Here is a 13,350-nt window from a genome sequence, read left to right on the forward strand (position 1 = left end):
CTTGTTTCTGGCACAAGAAATTATTCGTAAAAAACGCGACGGTCTGCCGTTGAGCGAAGAAGAAATTCGTTTCTTCATCAATGGTATTCGCGACAATGTTGTTTCCGAAGGGCAGATCGCCGCTTTGGCGATGACCATTTATTTTCATGATATGAGCATGCCTGAACGCGTGGCGCTGACTATGGCAATGCGCGATTCCGGTACCGTGCTGGACTGGAAAAGTCTCAAGCTGAATGGCCCTATTGTGGATAAGCATTCTACCGGTGGCGTTGGCGATGTGACTTCGTTAATGCTCGGCCCAATGGTAGCGGCTTGCGGCGGTTATGTTCCTATGATTTCAGGCCGTGGCCTGGGCCATACCGGCGGTACACTGGATAAGCTGGAGGCCATTCCTGGCTTTGATATTTTCCCGGATGATAATACTTTCCGTAAGATTATTCAGGATGTTGGCGTCGCAATCATCGGCCAGACCAGTTCATTGGCTCCGGCGGATAAACGTTTTTACGCCACTCGCGATATTACTGCGACCGTGGATTCCATTCCGCTGATTACCGCTTCTATTCTGGCGAAGAAACTGGCGGAAGGCCTGGATGCGCTGGTGATGGACGTTAAAGTCGGTTCTGGTGCCTTTATGCCAACCTATCAACTGTCCGCAGATTTGGCGCAGGCGATTGTCGGCGTTGCCAACGGCGCGGGTTGTAAAACAACGGCTCTGCTGACTGATATGAATCAGGTGCTGGCATCCAGCGCCGGTAACGGTGTGGAAGTTCGTGAAGCCGTACGCTTCCTGACCGGTGAATATCGCAATCCGCGCTTGCTGGAAGTGACGATGGCGCTGTGCGTCGAAATGTTGCTTTCCGGCGGGTTGGCGAACTCCGAAACCGATGCGCGCGCTAAGCTACAGGCGGTATTGGATAACGGTAAAGCGGCAGAAGTCTTTGGTCGCATGATTGCGGCTCAGAAAGGCCCGACTGATTTCGTTGAACGTTACGACAGCTATTTGCCGGTGGCGATGCTGAGCAAACCGGTCTTTGCAGAAAAACCGGGCATTATCACCGCGATGGATACCCGCGCGCTGGGGATGTCTGTGGTAGCGCTGGGCGGCGGTCGTCGCCGTGCTACCGATTCAATCGACTACAGCGTTGGCCTGACCGATATGGCGCGTCTGGGCGATAAAATGGATAGCGAACGTCCGTTGGCAGTGATTCATGCCAACAATGAAAGTGACTGGCAGCAGGCGGCTGATGCAGTACGCGCGGCCATGACGCTGGGTGACAAAGCGTTAGAACAAACGCCGGTGGTTTATCGTCGGATTACCGAATAAGCTTTCTTTATTCACTACGAATTTGGCGCAGTAAGGCATGTTGGCCGTACTGCTCCCACAGCGTGAGTTCACGCAGGAGAAAATGATGAAACGTACATTTATTATGGTATTAGACTCATTTGGTATCGGTGCTAGCGCTGATGCTGGCAAGTTTAACGATGAAGGTGCCAACACCCTCGGCCACATCGCTGAAGCCTGTGCCCGCGGTGATGCTGATATTGGACGTAAAGGCCCGCTGACGTTGCCGAACCTGAGCCGTTTAGGGCTGGGTAAAGCCGCTGAAGAATCCTGCGGTACTTTCCCTGTGGGTCTGGATAAAGATGCTGACATCATTGGTGCCTATGCTTACGCCAGCGAATTATCTTCCGGTAAAGACACTCCGTCAGGCCATTGGGAAATTGCAGGTGTGCCAGTTCTGTTTGATTGGGGCTATTTCAGCGACGTTGAGAACAGTTTCCCGCAGGAATTGCTGGATAAACTGGTTAAGCGCGCCAACCTGCCGGGCTACCTAGGCAACTGCCATTCATCCGGTACTGTAATTTTGGATCAGTTGGGCGAAGAACATATGAAAACCGGCAAGCCGATTTTCTATACCTCTGCTGACTCGGTTTTCCAGATTGCTTGCCACGAAGAAACTTTCGGACTGGATCGTCTGTATGAGCTGTGTGAAATCGCTCGCGAAGAGTTAACCGAAGGCGGCTACAACATTGGTCGCGTTATCGCTCGTCCGTTTATCGGCGACAAACCGGGTAACTTCCAGCGTACTGGTAACCGCCACGATCTGGCCGTTGAACCGCCAGCGCCAACCATTTTGAAAAAGCTGGTTGATGAGAAACAGGGTGAGGTGGTTTCTATCGGCAAAATCGCCGATATCTACGCACACGTGGGCATCACTCACAAAGTCAAAGCTACCGGTATTGATGCTTTGTTCGACGCTACTTTGGAAGAAATGAAGAAAGCGGGCGATAACGCCATCGTCTTTACCAACTTCGTGGATTTCGACTCTTCTTACGGCCACCGCCGCGATGTGGCAGGTTATGCCGCCGCGCTGGAACTGTTCGATCGCCGCTTGCCAGAATTGCTGGAATTGGTGAAAGATGACGACATTATCATCTTCACCGCTGACCACGGTTGCGATCCAACCTGGCCGGGTACCGATCACACCCGTGAGCACATTCCAGTGCTGGTTTACGGTCCCAAAGTGAAACCGGGTTCTCTCGGTCATCGCGATACTTTCGCTGACATCGGCCAGACCGTCGCGAAATATTTTGATTTGTCACCGATGGATTACGGCAAACCAATGTTTTGATTATCTGCGTCGGACCGTTTATGGCGGTCGACCGGTGATTTTATTTAATATTTTTGATTTATAAGGAAAATAATTATGGCTACGCCACATATCAATGCTGAAATGGGTGATTTTGCTGACGTTGTCCTGATGCCAGGGGACCCGCTGCGAGCAAAATTCATCGCAGAAACCTTCCTGCAAGACGTGCGTCAGGTTAACAATGTGCGTGGCATGCTGGGGTTCACCGGTACTTATAAAGGCCGCAAAATCTCGGTAATGGGTCACGGTATGGGTATTCCATCCTGCTCAATCTACGCGAAAGAACTGATCACCGATTTCGGCGTGAAAAAAATCATTCGCGTGGGTTCATGTGGCGCAGTTCGTAACGATGTAAAACTGCGTGACGTTGTGATTGGTATGGGTGCCTGCACCGATTCCAAAGTTAACCGTCTGCGTTTTAAAGATCACGATTATGCGGCTATCGCTGATTTCGATATGGTGCGTAACGCTGTTGACGCCGCTAAAGCCAAAGGCGTTCCAGCACGCGTCGGTAATATTTTCTCCGCTGATTTATTCTATACGCCAGACCCACAAATGTTTGATGTAATGGAAAAATACGGCATTTTGGGCGTGGAAATGGAAGCTGCCGGTATCTACGGCGTAGCGGCAGAATTTGGTGCTAAAGCGCTGACTATCTGTACCGTTTCTGACCATATCCGTACCGGTGAACAAACTACCGCAGAAGAACGCCAAACGACCTTCAACGACATGATTGAAATCGCGTTGGAATCTGTTCTGCTGGGCGATAAAGAGTAATAGCCCGGGCTACAATTTCTTCTGAGCCGCACACTCCGCTGCGGCTCTTTTTTTATCAATACTTTCTGTTTCTCTGTTTCTTTCTATATGCGTCAACAGGTTCCAGATATCACCCCTGAACATTGGCTACAAGCGCAGCGTTTGGTTGAGATATTTTGGCTTCGAGTGGCTGATCATTCAGCTATCTGTTTGGAATTCAGTGCGATAGCATTGCCAAATGCAGGAAAAGTTGGCTCACTCACGCCACGTATCCAACGCATGGCCTGAACCTACTTTTTGACCTGCGATTCCTCGGTTCTTTCCGTAGATTTGCTGGCAGTTGAATCCGCATTGGATGATTCCCCTGATTCGCTGTCTTCTTCTACCGGCGTATTGGCAGTGAGCAGATAAGGCGATTGCTGCCAGCGGCTACGGCGATGCTGCAATAAGGTTCTGGCCAGAATAATACCGACCGCCAGCGCGACCAGAATCATTAAACGCAGTAAGTTGGTGGTGTTATCCACCTGCTTGGATTCGGTTGCCAGTACGTGGGTATCCAACGTCATGCGCAAAAAGCCGCTAGGCCCGTTCTTGCCGGGAATCATCTCCACAATCTGATGATTGAAATAACTGCCGGGGCGTTTGCCGTCCAGCGCCAACCGGTCACGCACTTTGACTTTTTCGCCAGAATCCGCGACCAAAGTGCCGTCAATCAAATACACACTGGCATCCAGTATGCGACTCGCCTGCGTCAACTGTTTCAGGACTTCATCGACCTTCTGGCTATCCACGTCGTCATTGTTGCTATCCATAATCGGAGACAGGCTAAAAGCCACCTGTTTCGCCAGCGTTTTCGCCAGCTCTTCCACCTGTTCGGAGCGTGCCAACTGGTGGCTGAGGCTGAAATAGGATGCGCCCTGCATAAGCAGCACAAGCAAAGCTAGACAAATCAGTACGATAGCAGTGCGATGCAGTCGAAATTTTAATTTAGCCCGGGCCATGCAGGTTCCTTACGCGTTTTGATGACTTTATGTTGCCAGAAGCAAGGACGATAGGATAGCTTGATGCATCGTTTTTACCCTTCATCTTTCTCGCTGCTGCGGTGTTGGCTGCTTTTGCTCACCCCAGTCGCTTAGTGGGCTAAGCTCCTGAGGATTCGCTCAGTCGCTGCTTGGCCGCAACGAGAAATTATTGGGCTTATATCGCAGCTTTGCTGTGATGTGAGGCTATTGGGTATATATTGCCGATTCTGGGTTTCTACAGGAGCTTTTCATGTCAAATAGTCTGACCTATTGCGATCTCCCCGCGGAGATTTATCAGTGGCCCGGTTTGCCGCTTTCTTTGAGTGGTGACGAGGTTATGCCGCTGGATTATCGTGCGGGCCATACGGGTTGGCTGTTGTACGGCAGAAAGCTGGATAAACAACGTATTACCGATTTTCAACGCCGTTTGGGCGCGGCGATGGTGATTGTCTCCGCTTGGTGCGTCGATGACTATCAGGTGATTCGTCTGGCTGGTAGCCTGACACCGCGGATTAAAACGCTGGCGGACGAAAGCGGGCTCGATGTGGCTCCGCTAGGCGCAATTCCTCATTTGCGTACGCCGGGTTTATTGGTTATGGATATGGATTCCACGGCTATTCAGATCGAATGTATTGATGAAATAGCCAAATTAGCCGGCGTGGGCGACGAAGTGGCCGCTGTAACCGAGCGGGCAATGCAAGGGGAACTCGATTTCTCTGCCAGCCTGCGTCAGCGGGTAGGTACGCTGAAAGGAGCCGATGCCAATATTCTGAAACAGGTACGCGATACTTTGCCGCTGATGCCGGGGTTGGTCACGCTCGTGAAGAAATTACAGGCGCTGAACTGGCATGTGGCTATCGCTTCTGGCGGGTTCACTTATTATGCGGAATATCTGCGGGATAAGCTGCATCTGGACGCGGTAGCCGCCAATGAGCTGGAAATCCGTGACGGCAAACTGACCGGTCAGGTGCTGGGCCCGATTGTCGATGCGCAATACAAAGCCGACACACTGATTAAACTGGCGGAAAAACTGTCTATTCCGATTCAGCAAACCATTGCCATCGGCGACGGTGCCAACGATCTGAAAATGATGCAGGCAGCCGGTTTGGGGTTGGCGTTCCATGCTAAGCCTAAGGTTTATGCTAAAGCGAAAGTGGCGATTCGGCACGGTGATTTGATGAGCGTGCTGTGTATTTTAAGCGGCAGTCTGAAGCACGAAGAACGCTAATTCCCTACGTTTCTGGCGTGCTCGCTCAGTTTGCCGTCACGCCAGTAAACCGTAGGAAAATAGGCGGTTACAACGCTAAAACCTATTGAATTTTAAATTTATTGTTAGATCGTAATACAGAGGAAAAGACGTGGCTAAAGCACCAAAACGCGCATTTGTTTGTAATGAGTGCGGCGCAGATTATCCGCGCTGGCAGGGGCAGTGCAGTGCCTGTAACGCCTGGAATACCATTACCGAAGTGCGTCTGGCTGCGGCAACGCCTTCTTCGCGTAACGATCGCCTCGGTGGCTATGCGGGCGAGGCGGGTATCAGTCGGGTACAAAAGCTGTCAGATATCAGTCTGGAAGCGCTGCCGCGTTTCACCACCGGCTTCCTTGAGTTCGATCGGGTGTTAGGCGGCGGCGTGGTACCCGGCAGTGCCATTCTGATTGGTGGCAACCCCGGCGCGGGGAAAAGTACCCTGCTGTTACAGGTATTGTGCAAGCTATCTGAAGGCATGAAAACCCTGTATGTCACCGGTGAGGAATCGCTACAGCAGGTGGCGATGCGAGCGCATCGACTCGGTTTGCCCACCGGTAATCTGAATATGTTATCGGAAACTAGCATCGAGCAGATTTGCCTGATTGCAGAGCAAGAACAGCCTAAGCTGATGGTGATCGACTCCATTCAGGTGATGCATATGGCCGATATTCAGTCCTCTCCCGGCAGCGTGGCGCAGGTGCGTGAAACCGCCGCTTATCTAACACGTTTTGCTAAAACACGCGGCGTAGCGATAGTGATGGTTGGTCACGTGACTAAAGACGGCTCGCTGGCCGGTCCGAAAGTGTTGGAACACTGTATCGACTGTTCAGTGATGTTGGATGGCGACGGCGATTCCCGCTTCCGTACTCTTCGCAGCCATAAAAACCGCTTTGGTGCGGTGAATGAGTTGGGCGTTTTTGCCATGACGGAACAAGGGCTACGTGAAGTCAGTAATCCATCGGCAATTTTCCTCAGCCGGGGTGATGAAGTCACTGCCGGTAGCTCGGTGATGGTGGTGTGGGAAGGGACACGTCCGCTGTTGGTTGAGATTCAGGCGCTGGTGGATCATTCGATGATGTCGAATCCGCGGCGAGTAGCAGTAGGATTGGAACAGAATCGACTGGCTATCTTGCTGGCGGTTTTACACCGTCACGGCGGCCTGCAAATGTCGGATCAGGATGTTTTCGTTAACGTGGTCGGTGGGGTAAAAGTTACGGAAACCAGCGCCGATTTGGCGTTATTAATGTCATTGGTATCCAGCTTGCGGGATCGGCCCTTACCGCAGGATTTAGTGGTATTTGGCGAAGTCGGGCTGGCCGGTGAGATTCGCCCGGTGCCCAGTGGCCAGGAGCGAATTTCCGAGGCGGCGAAGCACGGTTTTAAGCGAGCCATAGTGCCGCACGCCAACATGCCGAAGAAGCCTCTGCCGAATATGCAGGTATTTGGCGTGAAAAAACTGGCCGACGCGCTGGCGGTTCTAGAGGATCTTTAAGCTGCATTTAGTCGTGTTGTTTGAGCAGCATACTGTGTTATTTTTGTTTAGCGTGCTAAACAGGAGGCAGTATGCTGCAGTTCGATTATTTAAAAACGGCAATCAAACAGAAAGGCTGCACGTTACAGCAAGTGGCCGAAGCCAGTGGCATGACCAAAGGATATTTAAGCCAGCTACTTAACGATAAAATCAAAAGCCCCAGTGCGCAAAAACTTGAAGCCCTGCATCGTTTTCTTGGGTTGGAATTCCCTCGCCGCGAGAAAAAGGTCGGCGTAGTGTTTGGTAAATTTTACCCGCTGCATACCGGCCACATCTATTTGATCCAACGAGCCTGTAGCCAGGTAGATGAACTACATATCATTCTGTGCCACGACGAACCTCGGGATCGGGAACTGTTCGAGAACAGCTCCATGTCACAACAGCCAACGGTTAGTGACCGTTTGCGCTGGCTGCTGCAAACGTTCAAATATCAAAAAAATATCCGCATTCACTCATTTGATGAGCACGGCATCGAACCCTATCCGCACGGGTGGGATGTCTGGAGCCGCGGCGTAAAGGCCTTTATGGCAGAAAAAGGCATAGTGCCAAGCTTTATCTATTCCAGCGAAAGTCAGGATGCGCCGCGCTATCGCGAACAGTTTGGTATCGAAACCATCCTGATCGATCCGCAGCGTTCATTTATGAAGATCAGCGGCCGTCAGATCCGCCGTGATCCTTTCCGTTACTGGGATTATATTCCTACCGAAGTCAAACCCTTCTTTGTCCGTACGGTGGCGATCCTCGGCGGGGAGTCCAGTGGAAAATCGACGCTGGTGAATAAATTAGCCAATATATTCAATACCACCAGCGCCTGGGAGTACGGGCGGGATTACGTATTTTCCCATTTGGGTGGCGATGAGATGGCGTTGCAATACTCAGATTACGACAAAATAGCCTTGGGGCAGGCGCAGTACGTGGATTTCGCGGTGAAATACGCCAATAAGGTTGCATTTATCGATACGGACTTCGTCACGACTCAGGCATTTTGTAAGAAATACGAAGGGCGGGAGCATCCTTTCGTGCAGGCATTGATCGATGAGTATCGCTTCGATCTGGTGATTCTGTTGGAGAATAATACTCCGTGGGTGGCCGACGGTTTACGCAGTCTGGGGAGTACTTCCGATCGGAAATCCTTCCAAAGCCTGCTGGAAGATATGCTGAGAGCCAATAACGTTGAATATGTTCACGTGGAATCGGCAGACTACGACGAGCGCTTCCTGCGCTGCGTTGAATTGGTTCAGCAATTGCTGGCCGCCGATCCACTGCGATTATCCCGCTCACCGATCAGCGAGCGGAACAGTCTGCAGAATGATAATTAATAAGCGATAACCAGCTTGCCCTGCATGCGTCCAGTCAGTACTTTTTGGTGCGCCGCGTGCAGGGTGTCAGTCGTCAGGCCGTGTAAAGTATCACTCAGCGTGCCGCGCAGTTCTCCTGCGTCGACATATTGAGCGACCTGTTTCAATATTTCTCCCTGTTGCGCCATATCCGGCGTGTTGAACATGCTGCGGGTAAACATCAATTCCCAGTGCAGAGCGGCACTTTTCAGTTTCAACGCGCTTTGATCGAGGGGATGAGTATTTTCCACGATGGTGCAAATGTGGCCCATCGGTGCGATGAGGTCGCCGATCGTCGCCCAGTGACCGTCGGTGTCATTCAGGCAGAAAATATAATCCACCTTATCGATCCCATTACTGGCCAGTTCTCCTTTTAGATCGCGATAATCGACGGTGAGATCTGCGCCGCGATCCAGACACCAGCTTGCAGAGACTGGGTTCGAGGCTGTGGCGATCACGTTAACCTGACTACGCAGCGCCGCCAGTGAGATGGCTATCGATCCCACGCCGCCGGCACCGCCAATGATCAACAGGGTTTTCCCCGCTGGCGCTTCCTGAATTTTTAGATGCTCAAATAGCCCTTCCCAGGCGGTCAATGCGGTCAACGGCATGGCAGCGGCTTCTGCCCAGTTCAGGCGATTCGGTTTACGCGCCACGATGCGGGCATCGACCAATTGATGCGTGGCGTTGCTGCCAGGACGCGTCAGATCACCGGCATACCAGACTTCATCTCCAACGCTAAAACCCTGTGTCGAGCTACCTACGCCAATGACTACGCCGCTGGCATCCCAGCCGAGCACTCGCGGCTGCTGTAAGCCATTTTTTTGTAGACCGGCGTGGACTTTGGTATCCACCGGATTAACCGATGCGGCTTTCACTTCCACTAAGAGATCGAAAGCACTGGGCGTTGGCTGATCCCACGGGATCTGAATGAAATCGGCGGGTTTCTGCGGATTAACTGCAATAGCGTAATGAGACATAGCCTAGCTCCTTTTTAGGTAGACCTTGAGTTTAGATCCGATTGACTAGAGTGATAAGATGGACAATCAATAACTCAGTGTTCGTCTATGGTGAACAATTATGTTTAAGCAGCTACAGGATATGGCGCTGTTTGCGCGAGTGGCCGAATGCGGCAGTTTTACCAAGGCGGCGGCCATCGCCGGTTTACCTAAATCCAGCGTCAGTCAGCGGATTAGCCTGTTGGAACACCGGTTGGGTATCCGGTTGCTGAATAGAACCACGCGTCAGATCAGCCTGACGTTCGCCGGTGAACGCTATTTGGTTCACTGTCAGGAAATGCTACAGGCGGCGGAGCGAGCCGATTTAACCCTACAGCGCTTGCTGGATAATCCCAGCGGCCGACTGCGAGTTTCCAGTCCGGCAGGGCTGGCCGCCACTTTGCTGGCGCGGATTGCCACGGATTTTCAACGACAATATCCCGATGTTTCTCTCGAGGTATTGGTCTCCGACGTTAAAGTGGATTTGGTGGAAGAAGGCTTCGATGTGGCGTTGCGCACTGGAAAACCGCAGGATTCTTCATTGATTGGACGCCGCTTGGGCTATGCGCCCCGCAATTTACTGGCTTCTCCTGATTATCTGACTCAATTTCCGCCGATTTTACATCCGCGTCAGTTGGAGGAACATCGTTGGATTACCCACCGCGCTTGGCCAGAACTGGTATTAAATCATCAGGATGAATATTTCCGTTGGCAGTTACCTAAGCTACACGTCACCGATAATTTGCTCTACGCCATTGAGTGCACACTATCGGCGGGTGGAATTACCTTGCTGCCCGCTTTTCTTAGTCGCGAAAAGGTCGCGCAGGGAAAATTAGTGGAAGTGTTGCCTGAATGGCTGGCCGAAGGGAATGAACTGTATTTGGTTTATCCCAGCCGGAAATTAAATTCACCGGCATTGAGCTGTTTTATTGATGTGGTTATGGGGCATCCGGTATTTACCCATTATGCCCAAGGATTAACGTAATATTTTTGGTGCGTTGGCTAAGTGAGAGCATTACTTTGCGGCAGAAGTGGGAAGCGCAACAATATCGTTAAAATCGGTCCCAAACCAATAGACGCCATAATCGCTCCAGTGTGGGCCTTCAATAAAATCCATCAGCGAAACCTGTTCGGTGTGAAAAACCTGACCGGCCTGATTTTCAATTTTAATGTAGCCGCTGTAATGAGAGCCGTCGCCGGGCGAGCCAATAGAGGGAATCAATTGGGTAATCTTATAAAAGCGCATAACGTATTGATGATTGGGACTCCATTCTTCCCTGACCAGAGTGCCTTGTTGCCACCAAAAATAGACTGCTCCACCCAGAATAAACAAAAATAGCGTCCATCGGATTTTGCGGATTCTTATTAATTTTTTCAGTGCTTCAGAGATTGAATATAATTTCATTTGCTATCCATGCGTCAGGCTAAAAAAATACTGCCCACCAAGGTGAGCAGTATTTAGCAGTGAATGACGAATTACTTGGTCATTTTCTTGTACTTAATACGGTGCGGTTCTAAGGCATCAGCGCCCAGCGTCCGCTTTTTCCACTCTTCGTATTCAGTAAAGTTACCTTCGAAGAATTCTACTTTCCCTTCATCCTGATAATCGATGATATGGGTAGCAATACGGTCGAGGAACCAACGGTCATGGGAAATAACCATCGCACAGCCCGGGAATTCCAGTAAGGCGTTTTCCAGTGCGCGCAGGGTTTCAATATCCAGGTCGTTGGTGGGTTCATCGAGCAGCAACATATTGCCGCCAACCTGCAACAATTTTGCCAGATGGATACGACCACGCTCACCGCCGGACAGCTCGCCGATGCGTTTGCCCTGATCGACACCTTTGAAGTTAAAGCGACCAACGTAGGCGCGGCTTGGCAATTCAAAGTTACCGATCTTCATGATGTCCTGACCGCCGGAAACTTCTTCCCACACGGTTTTGCTGTTATCCATGCTGTCGCGGAACTGATCGACAGAGGCTAACTGCACGGTTTCACCCAAGGTTATGGTGCCGGAATCAGGCTGTTCCTGACCGGACAACATACGGAACAACGTAGATTTACCCGCGCCGTTCGGCCCGATAATACCGACGATGGCGCCTTTCGGCAGTGCAAAGGTCAGATCGTCAATCAGCAGGCGGTCGCCATAGGATTTGCTCAGGTTCTGAACTTCCAGCACTTTGTCGCCTAAACGTGGACCAGGTGGAATGAACAACTCGCTGGTTTCGTTACGTTTTTGGTATTCAACGCTGTTAAGTTCTTCAAAGCGAGCCAAACGTGCCTTGCCTTTAGCCTGACGGCCTTTCGGATTCTGACGAACCCATTCCAGCTCTTTCTCGATAGATTTACGACGAGCGGCTTCGGAAGAGGCTTCCTGCGCCAGACGAGCGTCTTTCTGCTCCAGCCATGAGGAGTAGTTGCCTTCCCACGGAATACCTTCGCCGCGGTCAAGTTCGAGAATCCAGCCAGCCACGTTATCCAAGAAGTAACGGTCATGGGTAATCGCCACAACGGTGCCTTCATAGTCGTGCAGGAAGCGCTCCAGCCAAGCCACGGATTCGGCATCCAGGTGGTTGGTTGGTTCGTCCAGCAGCAGCATGTCCGGTTTTTCCAGCAGCAGGCGGCAGATCGCCACGCGACGACGCTCACCACCGGACAGATTGGCAATTTTGGCATCCCAAGGCGGCAGACGCAGCGCATCGGCAGCGCGTTCCAACTGATTATCCAGATTATGGCCATCGTGAGACTGGATAATCGCTTCCAGCTCGCCTTGCTCTTTCGCCAGCTTATCGAAGTCGGCGTCTGGATCGGCATACAGCGCGTAGACTTCGTCCAAACGAGTCAGCGCGCGTTTAACTTCGCTAACGGATTCTTCTACCGCTTCGCGTACCGTTTGTTCCAGATTCAGTTGAGGTTCCTGCGGCAGGTAACCGATTTTCAGGCCTGGTTGAGCGCGCGCTTCGCCTTCGATGTCGGTATCTACACCGGCCATAATGCGCAACAGGGTAGATTTACCGGAACCGTTCAGACCCAATACGCCGATTTTGGCGCCGGGGAAGAAGCTCAGGGAGATGTTTTTCAAAATATGACGCTTCGGCGGAACCACTTTGCCAACGCGATGCATGGTATAGACGTATTGAGCCACGTTGCTCTAGCCTCTCTATATCAGTTTTTATTAGGATGTCTGGTGCGGAGTGTAGCCCGTTTCGATAACGGATCCCATACATCCTTGAAGATAACGGAGTATAACCTTTTTGCGGGAGAGGCGGGCTGACCGCCCCCACAGAATGGGCTTATTCAGGTATCAGGGCGCGGTGACGACCATTGCCACGCGACGGTTTTCGGCTCGGCCTTTGGCCGTGCGGTTATCGGCAACCGGATTTAGCTTACCAAGCCCGCGAACTTCGATATTGGCTTTCGGCATACCGATGGAAGTCAGGGTATTTGCGACGGCGCTGGCGCGGCCATAAGACAGTTGGTTATTGTAACTATCTTCACCCATTGAATCGGTGTGTCCGTCCAGACGAATATGGCTGATACCAACGTCCATCAAGGCGTGGCCGATTTTCTCTACGGTTTGCTCTCCCTGAGCATTCAGTTTCCCAACGTTGCTGCTAAATAGCACCTTATCTGACAGGCCAAATTCCCAACCGTTGTCCGTTAGTTTGAATCCCTGTTCCTGTAGAGCCGCTATTTGCTCCGCTGTCAGACCCTGAGGCTTATTCTGACAACCCGCTAGCAGCAATAACCCCAACGCCATCAAGCCAATCCACAGGCTACTCCTCAACTTTTGCATTGTAAGACCTT

Annotated in this window: 12 protein-coding genes; 7 read left to right on the top strand and 5 right to left on the bottom strand. The window is 51.5% G+C overall.

The features are described 5' to 3' along the window. The first annotated feature begins 1 nt into the window (after position 1). The 3 genes from deoA (at position 2) to deoD (ending at position 3,428) form a co-directional block, all read left to right on the top strand. Positions 2-1,324: a thymidine phosphorylase gene (gene deoA / locus PL78_RS13595; protein ID WP_064518435.1), complete on the top strand. Its 1,323-nt coding sequence runs from the start codon at positions 2-4 to the stop codon at positions 1,322-1,324. Positions 1,325-1,409: 85 nt separating this feature from the next. Continuing rightward, the gene (deoB, locus tag PL78_RS13600; RefSeq protein WP_064518437.1) at positions 1,410-2,633 is read left to right on the top strand and encodes a phosphopentomutase; all 1,224 of its coding nucleotides are present in this window, start codon (positions 1,410-1,412) and stop codon (positions 2,631-2,633) included. Between the two features lie 75 nt (positions 2,634-2,708). Beyond that, entirely contained in the window at positions 2,709-3,428 is a 720-nt protein-coding gene (deoD, locus tag PL78_RS13605) for a purine-nucleoside phosphorylase (protein WP_049599015.1), read from the top strand. 269 nt (positions 3,429-3,697) lie between these two features. On the opposite strand, the gene PL78_RS13610 is transcribed toward deoD, so the two are convergent. Next, entirely contained in the window at positions 3,698-4,408 is a 711-nt protein-coding gene (locus PL78_RS13610; protein WP_064516292.1) for a YtjB family periplasmic protein, read from the bottom strand. Positions 4,409-4,679: 271 nt separating this feature from the next. Between PL78_RS13610 and serB the strand changes: the two genes are divergently transcribed. The 3 genes from serB (at position 4,680) to nadR (ending at position 8,528) form a co-directional block, all read left to right on the top strand. Next, entirely contained in the window at positions 4,680-5,657 is a 978-nt protein-coding gene (gene serB / locus PL78_RS13615; protein WP_049599009.1) for a phosphoserine phosphatase, read from the top strand. A gap of 130 nt (positions 5,658-5,787) precedes the next feature. After that, the gene (gene radA, locus PL78_RS13620) at positions 5,788-7,170 is read left to right on the top strand and encodes a DNA repair protein RadA (RefSeq protein WP_049599006.1); all 1,383 of its coding nucleotides are present in this window, start codon (positions 5,788-5,790) and stop codon (positions 7,168-7,170) included. A gap of 71 nt (positions 7,171-7,241) precedes the next feature. After that, on the top strand, positions 7,242-8,528 hold the full coding sequence (nadR, locus tag PL78_RS13625) for a multifunctional transcriptional regulator/nicotinamide-nucleotide adenylyltransferase/ribosylnicotinamide kinase NadR (RefSeq protein WP_064516294.1): 1,287 nt from the start codon (positions 7,242-7,244) through the stop codon (positions 8,526-8,528). Here the strand turns inward: nadR and PL78_RS13630 are convergent. Continuing rightward, on the bottom strand, positions 8,525-9,526 hold the full coding sequence (locus tag PL78_RS13630; RefSeq protein WP_064516296.1) for a zinc-binding alcohol dehydrogenase family protein: 1,002 nt from the start codon (positions 9,524-9,526) through the stop codon (positions 8,525-8,527). The genes nadR and PL78_RS13630 overlap by 4 nt on opposite strands. Positions 9,527-9,626: 100 nt before the next feature. Between PL78_RS13630 and PL78_RS13635 the strand changes: the two genes are divergently transcribed. Next, positions 9,627-10,529: a LysR family transcriptional regulator gene (locus PL78_RS13635; protein WP_064516298.1), complete on the top strand. Its 903-nt coding sequence runs from the start codon at positions 9,627-9,629 to the stop codon at positions 10,527-10,529. 30 nt (positions 10,530-10,559) lie between these two features. Here the strand turns inward: PL78_RS13635 and PL78_RS13640 are convergent, their stop codons facing one another. From PL78_RS13640 to yfiB, 3 genes are all read right to left on the bottom strand, one after another. Beyond that, positions 10,560-10,949 (bottom strand): hypothetical protein, encoded by a 390-nt coding sequence (locus PL78_RS13640; RefSeq protein WP_064516300.1) that lies wholly within the window; start codon positions 10,947-10,949, stop codon positions 10,560-10,562. 71 nt (positions 10,950-11,020) lie between these two features. After that, a complete protein-coding gene (gene ettA, locus PL78_RS13645) occupies positions 11,021-12,688 on the bottom strand; it encodes an energy-dependent translational throttle protein EttA (protein WP_049598991.1) in 1,668 nt (555 codons plus the stop codon). Between the two features lie 159 nt (positions 12,689-12,847). Next, positions 12,848-13,339, bottom strand: coding sequence for an outer membrane lipoprotein YfiB (gene yfiB / locus PL78_RS13650; RefSeq protein WP_064516301.1), 492 nt, complete (start codon positions 13,337-13,339; stop codon positions 12,848-12,850). Positions 13,340-13,350: the final 11 nt, after the last annotated feature.

The organism is Yersinia entomophaga, from assembly GCF_001656035.1.
GTDB lineage: Bacteria > Pseudomonadota > Gammaproteobacteria > Enterobacterales > Enterobacteriaceae > Yersinia > Yersinia entomophaga.